Source organism: Streptomyces sp. NBC_00461 (genome assembly GCF_036013935.1).
Taxonomy (GTDB): domain Bacteria; phylum Actinomycetota; class Actinomycetes; order Streptomycetales; family Streptomycetaceae; genus Streptomyces.
In genome coordinates, this window is sequence record NZ_CP107902.1 from 1,008,319 (window position 1) to 1,020,448 (window position 12,130).

General features: G+C 71.6%; 12 protein-coding genes and 1 pseudogene. 9 read left to right on the forward strand and 4 right to left on the reverse strand.

The features are described from left to right. Nucleotides 1–58: 58 nt before the first annotated feature. Nucleotides 59–883: an aldo/keto reductase gene (locus tag OG870_RS04915; protein WP_327692291.1), complete on the forward strand. Its 825-nt coding sequence runs from the start codon at nt 59–61 to the stop codon at nt 881–883. A gap of 130 nt (nt 884–1,013) precedes the next feature. Here OG870_RS04915 and OG870_RS04920 read toward each other — a convergent pair whose 3' ends face one another. After that, nucleotides 1,014–1,934 (reverse strand): LysR family transcriptional regulator, encoded by a 921-nt coding sequence (locus tag OG870_RS04920; RefSeq protein ID WP_266592263.1) that lies wholly within the window; start codon nt 1,932–1,934, stop codon nt 1,014–1,016. A 142-nt stretch (nt 1,935–2,076) separates the two neighbouring features. Between OG870_RS04920 and OG870_RS04925 the strand changes: the two genes are divergently transcribed. Both OG870_RS04925 and OG870_RS04930 read left to right on the forward strand, forming a co-directional pair. Continuing rightward, complete coding sequence (locus OG870_RS04925; RefSeq protein ID WP_266592261.1) at nt 2,077–3,318, forward strand: MFS transporter; 1,242 nt, start codon at nt 2,077–2,079, stop codon at nt 3,316–3,318. A gap of 294 nt (nt 3,319–3,612) precedes the next feature. Further along, complete coding sequence (locus tag OG870_RS04930; protein ID WP_266592259.1) at nt 3,613–3,777, forward strand: hypothetical protein; 165 nt, start codon at nt 3,613–3,615, stop codon at nt 3,775–3,777. A gap of 10 nt (nt 3,778–3,787) precedes the next feature. Here the strand turns inward: OG870_RS04930 and OG870_RS04935 are convergent, their stop codons facing one another. Then, nucleotides 3,788–4,684, reverse strand: coding sequence for a hypothetical protein (locus OG870_RS04935; RefSeq protein ID WP_266592257.1), 897 nt, complete (start codon nt 4,682–4,684; stop codon nt 3,788–3,790). A 160-nt stretch (nt 4,685–4,844) separates the two neighbouring features. Between OG870_RS04935 and OG870_RS04940 the strand changes: the two genes are divergently transcribed. The 5 genes and pseudogenes from OG870_RS04940 to OG870_RS04960 all read left to right on the forward strand — a co-directional run. Continuing rightward, nucleotides 4,845–6,074, forward strand: a complete 1,230-nt coding sequence (locus tag OG870_RS04940) for an MmgE/PrpD family protein (RefSeq protein WP_266592255.1) — start codon at nt 4,845–4,847, stop codon at nt 6,072–6,074. Then, nucleotides 6,071–7,261 carry a CaiB/BaiF CoA transferase family protein gene (locus OG870_RS04945; protein WP_266592253.1) on the forward strand — a complete coding sequence of 397 codons (1,191 nt, stop codon included), beginning with the start codon at nt 6,071–6,073 and terminating at the stop codon, nt 7,259–7,261. The genes OG870_RS04940 and OG870_RS04945 overlap by 4 nt, the downstream gene beginning before the upstream one ends. Before the next feature lie 25 nt (nt 7,262–7,286). Beyond that, nucleotides 7,287–8,453: an acyl-CoA dehydrogenase family protein gene (locus OG870_RS04950; protein ID WP_266592251.1), complete on the forward strand. Its 1,167-nt coding sequence runs from the start codon at nt 7,287–7,289 to the stop codon at nt 8,451–8,453. Then, nucleotides 8,446–9,192: a GntR family transcriptional regulator gene (locus OG870_RS04955; protein WP_266531075.1), complete on the forward strand. Its 747-nt coding sequence runs from the start codon at nt 8,446–8,448 to the stop codon at nt 9,190–9,192. The genes OG870_RS04950 and OG870_RS04955 overlap by 8 nt, the downstream gene beginning before the upstream one ends. 34 nt (nt 9,193–9,226) lie before the next feature. Then, a pseudogene (locus OG870_RS04960) lies at nt 9,227–9,355 on the forward strand (FAD-binding protein); the annotation flags it as partial. Between the two features lie 38 nt (nt 9,356–9,393). On the opposite strand, the gene OG870_RS04965 reads toward OG870_RS04960, so the two are convergent. Next, on the reverse strand, nt 9,394–10,101 hold the full coding sequence (locus OG870_RS04965) for an SDR family oxidoreductase (protein ID WP_266592249.1): 708 nt from the start codon (nt 10,099–10,101) through the stop codon (nt 9,394–9,396). 101 nt (nt 10,102–10,202) lie between these two features. Between OG870_RS04965 and OG870_RS04970 the strand changes: the two genes are divergently transcribed. Continuing rightward, nucleotides 10,203–11,042: a helix-turn-helix transcriptional regulator gene (locus OG870_RS04970; protein ID WP_266592247.1), complete on the forward strand. Its 840-nt coding sequence runs from the start codon at nt 10,203–10,205 to the stop codon at nt 11,040–11,042. Between the two features lie 93 nt (nt 11,043–11,135). Here the strand turns inward: OG870_RS04970 and OG870_RS04975 are convergent, their stop codons facing one another. Further along, nucleotides 11,136–12,098, reverse strand: a complete 963-nt coding sequence (locus OG870_RS04975) for a class I SAM-dependent methyltransferase (protein ID WP_266592245.1) — start codon at nt 12,096–12,098, stop codon at nt 11,136–11,138. Between the last annotated feature and the right edge of the window lie 32 nt (nt 12,099–12,130).

Genomic DNA, 12,130 nt, shown 5'->3' on the forward strand with positions numbered 1-12,130 from the left:
CCACCGACCCGCAAGGAAACCAACGCACATGACCCCCACCGCCCCATCCGTCCCAACCATCCCAACCGTCCCCAGCGTCGCCCTCAACAACGGCGTCGAAATCCCCCAGCTCGGCTTCGGTGTCTTCCAGGTCCCCGACGACGAGACCGCGGCCGCGGTGAGCGCCGCCCTCCAGGCCGGCTACCGCAGCATCGACACGGCAGCCGTCTACGGCAACGAGGCCGGTGTCGGTGCCGCCCTCGCGGCCTCGGGCATCGCCCGCGACGAACTGTTCGTCACCACCAAGCTGTGGAACGCGGACCAGGGACACGACTCCACGCTCCGCGCGTTCCACGCGAGCCTGGCCAAGCTGGGCCTGGAGTACGTCGACCTGTACCTCGTCCACTGGCCGACGCCCGCCCGCGACCTGTACCGGGACTCCTGGCGGGCCATCGAGAAGCTGGTGGCCGACGGGCGGATCCGCGCCGCCGGTGTCTCCAACTTCCAGCCCGCCCATCTGCGCCGCCTGCTGGAGGGTTCCTCGCTGGTGCCGGCCGTCAACCAGATCGAGCTGCACCCCGGACTCCAGCAGCGAGAACTGCGGGCGCTGCACGCCGACCTGGGCATCGTCACGGAGGCCTGGAGTCCGCTGGCCCAGGGCGCGGTGCTGGCCGAGCCCGCGCTGACGGAGATCGCCGGGCGGCACGGAAGGTCGCCCGCGCAGGTGGTGCTGCGCTGGCACCTTCAGCTCGGCAACGTCGTGATCCCGAAGTCCGTGATGCCTGCCCGTATCCACGAGAACATCGATCTCTTCGGCTTCGTCCTCAGTGATGAGGAGATGACCGCGATCGCCGCCCTCGACCGTGGGCTGCGCACCGGTCCTGACCCCGACACCCTCAACTGACCGTCGGGCGCCGCCGGTTCGCAGGAGCTTCGCCGGCCGGCCGGTGCCGGGCGAGCTCATGTGGACGACCGGGTCCGCGCAGGCCGCGAACACGGGTCGTGAGGGGCGGTGACGTTGTCCTCGCCGGCACTCACCGCGCCCAGTTCGGTGTCCAGGTGTCGCGGTCGTTGCGCGGGGAGCCGAGGTGGGCGCGCAGTGCGGCCAGCGCAGGGTGCGGGTTGTCACCGCGCCAGATCAGGGAGTGCGGATACACCGGCGTCGGATCATGCACGGGGATGCGGCGCAGGTCGTGGTCGGCGGGCCAGAGCACGCGGGTCTGTTCACCTACGAAGGTCGCGAGCAGCGGGGAGTCGGCGATCGTGTCGAGGAGCGGCTCAGTGCCGAAGTCGGGACCGGTCACCTCGATGATGAGCCCGAACGCGGCCGCGAGGTCGTCGTAGAACGCGGCCCACTCGGTGCCGGCGACGTTGCCGGGCATCCAGATCCGGTGCCCGGCCAGCCGGGCCGGAGTGAGGGTGCGCGCGGCGGCCAGCGCGTGGCGCGGTCCGGTGAGCAGCTGGACGGGCTCGTCGTGGACGCGGGTGGCTTCGATGCCGTCGGGGAGCTGCCGCACGGGCCGGGTCAGGGCGCGGAACGAGGCGTCGATCGTGCCGGAGCGCACGGCCGCGAGGGCCGCCTCGGCGTCGAAGAGGGTCACGACGTCGAGGGTGACCTCGGGGTGGGCCCGGTGGAAGTCCCGCAGCAGGTCGGCCGGTGCCAGCCGGCGGCCGATGACGTCGACGCGCAGGGCGCGGCGGCCGGGCCGCACGGAGGCCGCCGCCCGCTCCTCCGCACGCAACAGGTCACGGGCGTGGGGCAGGAGGACCTGCCCGTCGACGGTGAGCTGCGCTCCGCGCGCCGTGCGCGTGAACAGCCGTACCCCGAGGTCCCGTTCCAGCGTGGCCACGCGCTTGGAGACGGCCTGCTGGGTGACCGACAGGGCGAGGGCGGCTTCCCGGAACTGCCCGGAGTCCGCGACGGCCACGAAGGTGCGCACTGCGTCGAGATCCACGGTCCTCTTTCTACAACGTCCGGTTGTGCTGCTTCCACAACGTCCGGTTGTGCCGTGCCGGGCGGGTCGGTTGTTTGCCCTGTCGCCCCGTGACCGGCTTTGATGTCGCCGGTCGACATTCGGGCGTGGCGGGGAGACGGGCATGCGGGCCGGGCAGGGCTTGGGGCGGCGGTTCGGGTGGCTGTGGGCCGCGTACTCGGTGAGTGCGCTCGGCACCTGGCTCGCGTTCGACGCGTTCTCGCTGATCGCGGTGATCGTTCTGCATGCCGGGGCGACCGAGGTGGCGGTGCTGTCAGCCGCCGGCCTCGCGGTGGGTGCGGCGGTGGCGGCACCGCTCGGGCCGTGGATGGAGTTCCGCCGCAAACGGCCCGTGATGATGACCATGGACCTGGTCCGCTGTGCCGCGCTGCTGACCGTCCCGACCGCCTTCGCACTCGGTGCGCTCTCCTTCGTACAACTACTGGTTGTGTCAGTCGTCGTCGGTGCGGCCGACATCAGCTTCACCGCGGCCAGTGGGGCCTTCGTCAAGTCGCTGCTGCCGCCGGGCGACCTGCTCGTCGCGAACGCGCGGTTCGAGGCGACGCAGTGGACCGCGATCGTGCTCGGACCGCCGCTCGGCGGAGCGGCGATCGGCCTGTTCGGGCCCGTGATGACCGTGCTGGCCAATGCGGCGAGCTTCGTGCTGTCGGCCATGGGCATCCGTGCGATCGGTGGGACGGAGGAGCACCCCGTGCGGAAAGGGCCGGCGCCGGCCGGAAGTCTGCTCGAAGGCTGGCGCTACATCCTGACCCACCCGGTGCTGCGGCCGCTGTTCCTCCACACAGCCCTGGTCAACGCCCTCATCATGGTGTCGGCTCCGCTGCTCGCCGTGCTGATGGTCGGCGACCTCGGGTTCGCGCCCTGGCAGTACGGTCTCGCCTTCTCGGTGCCCAGCATCGGCGGGCTGATCGGTTCACAGTTGGCCCGCAGGCTCGTGCCGCGCTTCGGCGAGCGGCGGGTGCTGCTCACCTCGGGGACGCTGCGCGCATGCTGGCCCATCGGCCTCGCCTTCATCGGACCCGGTACGTCGGGACTGGTGCTCGTCATGGTCGTTGAGGTGGGGGTGATCGTGTCCTGCGCCGTCTACAACCCGGTGTACGCGACGCTTCGGCTGCGGCAGACCGACACGGACCGGGTGGCGCGCACCCTCTCCGCGTGGTCGGTCACCAGCAAGACGACGGCCGCGGCGATGACCGCCCTGTGGGGCCTGCTGGCCGGCGCGACCAGCCCCCGCACGGCGATCGCGATCGCCGGGGTCCTCCTCCTGGCCACACCGCTGCTGCTCCCCCGCCGCATCGAACCCGCCCCGCAGATCGCGAAGTTGCGGGCCGACGAGGCACTTTGACCCGACCTGCGAACGCCTGCCGGGAACTCCGTGCGCACATGGCCGGGTTCACGGTGCCGGTGCCCGTACCGGTATCCGTTGAGTTCGGTGAGGAGTCGCCGCTGAGCGTCACGGGCAAAGTGAGGAAGGACCAACTGCGACGGAGACGGACGGGAGCCGCGATCCGGCGCCCGCCGGCGAACGGAGGACCACGGTGACGACGAAGCACACGGCGGGACTGACGACGGAGCTGTCACCCGACGGATCGAGCGCCTCGACGACGAGATCATCGCGCTCCTCGCCCGCCGCCGCGCCGTGGCCCAGGAACTTCCCGGCCCCGCTCGCGCCCGCGCCCGCGACCGGGCCTTCGCCGAGACCATTCGAGGGATAACAGGCCGCTACCGCAGCGAACTCGGCGGTGCGGGCGAGCTCGTCGCCCGCGCGGTCATGGTGCTGTGCGATCCGAGCCGGGAGTCCTGACCACCGTGACTCAGGCGAAGGCCACGTCCGCCCCGGCGTGGGCTTCCTCGCGATGGCTCGCGATCCGCAGCCGGGCCGAACCGTCGGCTTCCGGCCCGCCGCGGGCAAGGAGTCGCTCCCCGCAGAAGACGGGCTTGCGCAGCCGGTAGGAGAGCGTGCGCAGACGCCGCGCGGGTTGCCGGCGGCGGGGCAGCTCCAGCATGGCGAGCACCAGCAGGGGGCCGTGCACGACCAGCCCCGGATAGCCCTCGATGCCGGTCGCGTACGGGGTGTCGTAGTGGATGCGGTGGGCGTTCGCGGTCAGGGCGCTGAAACGGAACAGCAGGGTCGGGTCCGTCCGCCACTCCTGCTGCCAGGGTGACGCGTCGGCGGGCGGGCCGCTCCCGGTGTCCGCGGGCAGGGCGGCCGGGACGGGTGCCGGACCGCCGCTGCGGTACACCAGGTCCTGCTCCTCGGTCAGGCACAGCCGGCCGTCCTGCCGGTACTCGCTGCGTACGGTGACGAAGAGCAGGTCGCCGCTGCGGCCTCGTTTCGGCACCACCCGGCTCACCCGGCTGAGCTGCTCCGCCGGCCGTCCTGTGGTCAGAGGCGAGGCCACCTCCAGCCGCCCGCCCGCGAACATCCGCCGCCGCTCGGGCAGCGGCGGCAGGAAGCGGCCGTCCCGGGGATGCCCGTCGGGGCCGAGTTCGGCGTGCCGTGGCCAGGACAGGAAATACAGCCAGTGCCACAGCGCCGGCAGCGGATCGCCGTCGGCCGCGGCCGGGGCGGGCAGGTCCAGTACGGCGGAGAGGGCCGCAGCCGGGGCGGGGTCCAGGGTGTCGGTCGTACGGACCTCGTCGGGGCGCCAGGTACGGGCGGTCTCTTGGAGGACGGCGAAGTCGGCGGGTGCGGAATCGGAACGGGGCAACGGAACTCCCGGGGGCGTGCCTGGCCAGGTGCCGCATTGTTGCGTACAAAGCACGTCACACAGCTGGGTCCCGTTGACAGGATCTTGTATTTGGCCGTACAAATCTGCGCAGAGGACCTGTCCGCCGTACGAAGAGCAGGCAACGACCCCAGGGGGACCGTTGACAGCCGCCCTCGCCCTCGCCCAGTGGGCCAGCGAGTACCGCGCGACGCCGGACGATGTGGCGCTCGCGGAGCGGGCCCTGGCCGACACCGTCGCCGTGGCGCTGGCCGCCCGTACGCACCCCCTGCGCACCGTCATCGCTCCCCTGCCGGACGCGGCCCGCTGGGCGGCCATGGCACACGTGCTGGACTTCGACGACCTGCACACCGACACCACCACCCACATCTCCGTGGTCACCGTCCCGGCGGTGCTCGCGGTCGGCGGCGACGCGCGTGCCTATCTCGCCGGCGCGGGAGTCATGGCGCGGCTCGGGGCGATGCTCGGCTGGGGCCACTACGCGGCCGGCTGGCACGCGACCTGCAGTGCGGGCGCCCCGGCCGCCGCCGTCGCGGCCGGGCTCGCCCTCGGACTCGACACGGCCGGGCTCGCCACCGCGATCGCGCTCGCCGTGCCCGCCGCAGGTGGCGGACAGGAGGCTTTCGGTACGCACGGCAAGTCGCTCCAGGTCGGCTTCGCGGCCGACGCGGGCGTACGGGCCGCCCGGCTGGCACGCGCGGGCGCCACCGCCGATCCGCGCGTTCTGGATGCCTGGCTGAAGCGGGTCGGCGGCACGCCCGCCACAGACCTTCCGGCCGCTCCGGCGGTCCCGGGGGGCCTGGCCGTCAAGCTCTTCCCCTGCTGCTACGCCATGCAGCGGCCCATCGCCGCCCTGCGCGAGGTGCGCGACCGGATGCGCGGCGAAGGTCGGCCCGGGCTTGGCGGCGAGGTCACCGCCGTCGGCGTGAGCACGCCCGCGGGGACCGTCCACCCCCTCATCCACGACCGCCCGGCGACCGGCCTGGAGGGCAAGTTCTCGCTGCCGTACGCGGTGGCCGCGGCGCTGCTCGACGACTACCCCGGGTTCGACAGCTTCACGGACGACGCCGTGCGACGGCCGGCCGCACGGGCACTCGTCGACCGTGTCCGGACCGACCTGCTGCCCGGTGAGACCGGCTCCCTCCTCGACGGGCACGTCGCCCTGCGCATCGACCTCGCCGACGGCCGCCAGGTCCGCACCGAGCTGGCGCTGCCGCCCGGCGCGCCCGGGCGCCCGCTGTCCGAGGCCGACCTGCGCGCCAAGGCCGCCGCCTGCGGCCCGGACGTACCGGCACTGCTCGACGGACTGACCTGGGCCGGTGCGGCCGAACTTCTGCGCAAGCACTTCCCGTACGAGGACCAGGAGGCATGACGGTGCATCAGCTCCCCCTGTCCGGCATCACGGTGGTCAGCCTGGAACAGGCCGTTGCCGCTCCGTACGCCACCCGGCAGCTCGCCGATCTCGGCGCCCGGGTGATCAAGGTGGAGCGGCCCGGCGAGGGCGACTTCGCGCGCCGCTACGACACGAGCGTGCACGGCCACTCCAGCTATTTCGTCTGGCTCAACCGCTCCAAGGAATCCCTCACCCTGGACCTCAAGGACCCGCGCGGCCGGGACATCCTGGACCAACTCCTCGCCGGCGCCGACGTGTTCGTACAGAATCTGGCGCCGGGAGCCGCCGACCGCCTGGGCCTCGGCGTCGACGCGCTCACCGAGCGCCACCCGCGGCTGATCCCGTGCACGATCTCCGGATACGGCACGACCGGGCCGTGGGCCGACCGCAAGTCCTACGACCTGCTGGTGCAGTGCCAGACCGGCCTGGTCTCCCTCACCGGCACCCCGGACGGGACCGCCCGCGTGGGGATCTCCGTCGCCGACATCGCCGCCGGGATGTACGCCTACTCCGGCGTGCTCACCGCCCTGTACACACGGGCCACCACCGGCCGGGCGCACCCCGTGGAGGTCTCCCTGTTCGAGGCGCTGGCCGAGTGGATGGGCCAGCCCGCGAACTACACGCGGTACGGCGGCAGTCAGCCCGCCCGCCTCGGCACCCAGCACGCGACCATCGCCCCGTACGGCGCCTTCACGACGGCCGACGGCAAGCAGGTTCTCTTCTCCGTCCAGAACGAGCGCGAGTGGGCCACCCTCTGCGCGAACTTCCTGGGACGACCGGAGCTGACCGGTGACCCGCGCTTCGCGACGGGCACGGACCGTGTCGCGCACCGCGACGAGGTCAACGCGATCGTCGCCGAACGCATCGTCCGCTCGGACGCCGAGGAGATCCTCGAGGACCTGGAGGAGATCGGCATCGCCTGCGCAGGGGTCAACGACGTCGCCGCGTTCCTGGACCACCCGGTGCTGGCCGCCCGCGAGCGCTGGCGCGAGGTGGCCGTGCCCGGTGCGACGGTGCAGGCGCTGCTTCCGCCGGCCGACCTCGCGGGGCTGCCCGCCCGCATGGATCCCGTACCGGACGTGGGCGAGCACACGGACGTGATCCTCACCGGCCTCGGCCTGTCCCCCGACGACATCGAGGCGCTGCGTGCCGACGCCGTCATCTGACCACGACGAAGTGGAGAGCCTTCCGATGAGCGCACTGGACCTCCTGCCCGACGACGAGCGGCTCGTCGTGCGCACCGTGCGCGAGTTCGTCGACAAGGACGTCAAACCCGTCGTCCAGGAGCTGGAGCACTCCGACACCTACCCCGAGAGCCTCATCGAGCGGATGAAGGAACTCGGCATCTATGGACTGGCGATCCCCGAGGAGTACGGCGGCAACCCGGTTTCCACACCGTGCTTCGTACTGGTCACCGAGGAACTCGCACGGGGCTGGATGAGCCTGGCAGGGGCGATGGGCGGGCACACCGTCGTCGCCAGACTCCTGCTGCTGTACGGCACCCAGGAGCAGAAGCAGCGCCATCTGCCGAGGATGGCGACCGGCTCGGTGCGTGCCACGATGGCGCTCACCGAGCCCGGCGGCGGCAGTGACCTGCAGGCGATGACCACGGTCGCGCGCCGCGAGGGTGACGCGTACGTGGTCAACGGGGCGAAGACCTGGATCACCAACTCCCGCCGCTCCGGCCTGATCGCGCTGCTGTGCAAGACCGACCCGGCCGCCGACCCGCGCCACCGGGGCATCTCCATCCTGCTGGCGGAGCACGGCCCCGGTCTGGTCGTCTCCCGCGACCTGCCCAAACTCGGCTACAAGGGCGTCGAGAGCTGCGAGTTGGCCTTTGAGGACCACCGCGTGCCGGTCGACGCGCTGCTCGGCGGCGAGGAGGGTCACGGCTTCGCGCAGATGATGAAGGGACTGGAGACCGGGCGGCTCCAGGTCGCCGCCCGGGCGCTCGGTGTGGGCCGGGCGGCCCTGGAGGACTCGCTGCGCTACGCACAGCAGCGGGAGTCGTTCGGCAAACCGATCTGGCGGCACCAGTCCGTCGGCAACTACCTCGCCGACATGGCCACCAAGCTCACGGCGGCACGGCAACTGACCCTGTACGCGGCCCGTGAGGCCGACGCCGGGCGCCGGGTCGACATGGAGGCGGGCATGGCCAAACTGTTCGCGTCCGAGACGGCGATGGAGATCGCGCTCAACGCCGTGCGGATTCACGGCGGTTACGGCTATTCGACGGAGTTCGACGTGGAGCGGTACTTCCGGGACGCACCGCTGATGATCGTCGGCGAGGGTACGAACGAGATCCAACGGAACGTGATCGCGGCACAGTTGGTGGCCCGAGGCGGTCTCGATGCCTGAGCAGCCGCAGCGGGAGAGCACATACGTCCGGCTCGCCCGGGAACTGCGGACGGCGATCCTGCGGCACGACTATCCCGACGGCGTCCGGCTGCCCACGGAGGCGGAGCTCGCCGAGACGTACGGGGTGAGCCGGCAGACCGTGCGCCGGGCGTTCCAGGACCTCGTCACCGAGGGGCTGGTCTACCGGGTACCGGGACGCGGGACGTTCGCCACACCCCGCGAGGAGCAGTACCTGCGGCAGTTCGGCTCGGTGGACGATCTGATGGGCCTGTCCATCGACACCCGTATGGACGTGGTCACGCCCCTGCGTCGGAGGGTCGACGTCGACGCGGCGGGGCGACTCGGCCTCAACACCGACCGGGTGCACAAGCTGGCCTTCCTCCGGCTGCACGACGACGTGGCGTTCTGCCACACCTCCGTCTGGCTGCCGCCCGCCGTGGGCCAACTGCTTGAGACGGTGGAGGAGTTGACCCTGCCGGGCTCCCCCAACGCCTTCACCGTCATCGGGCTGCTCGACCAACGGCTGCCCGAACCGATCGCCGAGGCGGAACAGAGCATCACCGTCGCCGAGGCAACCCCCGAGATCGCGAGGCACCTCGGCTGCGAACCCGGCCGGGCAGTGCTGCGCATCGACCGCGTGTACCAGACCGTGGGCGGACAGCTCGTCGAGCTGGCCATCAGTCACTTCCTGCCCGAGCACTACTCGTATCGCGTGCGGCTGCGGCGCAGCGGCAAGTGATGCCCCACATGCCTGTCAGAGACCGTGGTCTCCTGCGGCCGTGGGCGCCTCGCGGGCCGCGGTGGACGCGGGCTGGTACCCGCGCGCCGACCAGGTCGGCCAGACCGGCAAGTCCGTCGCCCCGCAGCTGTACTTCGCCAACGGCATCTCCGGCGGCTTTCAACTCGGTCGGCAGGTGCGCCCGGCCTGCTCAGCTCTGGCTCACCAGGGCAGCGGACCACCCGCGTCGAAGAAGCCGCCGGTCGGGCCGTCGGGTGCGACCTGCGCCATGCGCACGATGATCTCGGCGGCCTGCTCGACGGTCTGGGTACCCGTGTTGCCGTTCAGGTCGGTCTTCGTGAAGCCGGGCTCGACGGCGTTGATGCGCATGTCCGGGAACGCCTTCGCGAACTGCACGGTGATCATGTTCACCGCGGTCTTGGACGTCGGATAGGCGATGCCCGGGTAGAAGTGCGCGGGGTGTTCCGGGTCGGAGAGGTGGGTCAGCGAGGCCAGGCCGCTGCTGACGTTGACCACGACCGGTGCGGCCGAGCGCCGCAGCAGGGGCAGGAAGGCTTGGGTGACGCGGATGACGCCGAAGACGTTCGTCTCGAAGGTGTTCCGCATCTGGTCGGCGGTCACGGTCTCGGCCGTGGGCACGCTGTTGCCCTCGCCCCTGGTCTCGATGCCGGCGTTGTTGATCAGTACGTCGAGGCCGCCGTCGGCCTCGACGGTCTTGGCTGCGGCCTCGACCGTGGCGTCGTCGGTGACGTCGAGGAGGACGAAGCGCGCACCCAGCCGCTCGGCGGCCCGGCGGCCGCGCTCGGCGTCACGGGCCCCCACGTAGACCGTGTGGCCTGCGGCGACGAGTCGGCGGGCGGTCTCGTGGCCGATGCCCTTGTTGGCTCCGGTGATCAGTGTTGTCGTCATGCGTCCAGGCTGCGGCGCGGCGGCACCATCAGCCAGGAGACCCTTCTTCCTGGGACTGCGGGTACCAGGCACGGGCACGGCCCACGGTGTTCACTGGGGGGATGACGGCGACGGAACTCGGACAGGCGCTGCGGCGCTGGCGCGACCGGGTCCCCCCGGAGGCGGCGGGGCTGCCCACCGGCGGCCACCGGCGCACGGCCGGTCTGCGGCGCGAGGAGCTGGCCCTGCTGGCCGGGATCTCGGTCGACTACATCACGCGCCTCGAACAGGGCCGGGCGACCAACCCCTCCGGGCAGGTCCTCGAGGCGCTGGCGCGAGCGCTGCGGCTGTCGGGGGACGAGCGGGCGTATCTGTACGGGCTGGCGGAGCTGGTGCCGCCGGGTCCCGAGATGGTGCCCGGGCACATCACGCCCAGCGTCCAGCGGCTGCTGGACCGGCTGGTGGACACGCCCGTCGCGGTGTCCGACGCGGCGATGACGCTGCTGGTGGCCAACCCGTTGTACGGGGCGCTGATGGGTGACCCGTCCGGTCTGCGCGGTTTCGAACGCAACGGCGTGTGGCGCAACTTCCTCGGTTGGCCGACCCGGGTGCGGCACACCCCGGACGAATGGCGTGCCTTCCAGGTCGGCATGGTCTCCGAGCTGCGGACGACCGCCGCCAGGTATCCGGCCGATCGTCAACTGCGGCGCCTGATCGCGGAGTTGCTCGCCAAGAGCGAGCGGTTCGCCGAGTTGTGGGAGTCGGGTGTCGTCGGCCGGCTGGAGGCTGCTCGCAAGCAGGTCGAGCATCCGCAGGTGGGTCTGATCACGCTGGACTGCGACACACTCCGCGTGGAGAACAACGACCTGCACATCATCGTCTACTCGGCAGAACCGGGTACCGAGGCCGCCGAGAAGCTGGAGCTGCTCTCGGTGGTCGGCACCCAGAGTCTGGTCGAGTAGCGCGTACCGGCACGACTGTCGGGGCTTCTCCTTCGTCTCTGGGGCTACTGCGCCAACGGCCTCACCGGCGACCGACGCCTGCCACGCTGCCCCTCAGCGTGTCGCGCGCCCAGGGGCTGCCGCCCGCCCGGGGGCGCCCTGAGCGTCGGACGCGAGAGCCCGTCGTAGCGCCCGGGTGACGATCGGGGGCAGCAGGTCCACGCCGATGCGGCGGGCCCGGGATCGCGGTCGGCGGGGCGTGGCAGCGGGAGCATGGGCGGCCGGCGTCGAGGGCTTCGGCCGCTCGGGCCCCGTGTGGTACCGGGAGTGCGGGAAGGGCGGCGACTGCATCCCCTTGTGCGCGCGGGTACGGACAAGGCGGTGGCCCGCCGCCTCCTGGATGCTCAGACCGACGTCCGTACGGTCCCTCAGCATCGTCAGCAGCTCTTCCTGGACGGGCTCCGGGTCGCCCCAGGTGCCGTACAGCTTCTGGGTGCTCAGGCAGATGGGACGCAGTCCGCGGTTGAGCACCGCCTCCCAGGTGGCGACCGAGACACCGGGAGTGTGCTCGGAGCGGAAGTCGTCGAGGACGACGATGCCGTCGGGGAGCAGCAGGTCGCGGGCCGCGCCTATGTCGTCGTGGACGTGTTCGTACAGGTGCGAGGCGTCTATGTGGACGAAGCGGCAGCTGTCCGCGCCGACCTCCTTGGAGATCACGGAGGTGGGCGCCTCGATCACCGTGGGCAGGTTGTCATGGAAGGCCAGGTAGTTGCGTTCGAAGGCCTGCCGGGTGAGCGAGGAGTACGACTTCGCCGTCTCGGCGCGGTTGGCCCCGTCCGGTGCCTCGCCCCCGAACAGGTCGCAGACCGTGAACTCCTCGCCGTCCTGCCGGTGGTGGCCGAGCAGGATCGCACTCTTGCCCAGGTAGGCGCCGAGCTCCACCAGGTCGCCCCCGAAGCCGCGTGTCTCCTGCCGTTCGAGGAACCAGGTGAACAGGGTCTGGTCCAGCGGCGGAAACCAGCCGGGGACGTCTTTCAGCTCGCCGGGATTCTTGTCGGTTGCTTGTGCAGTCGCCATGAATCGAGTGTGCTCACTGGGAACCGAACAAA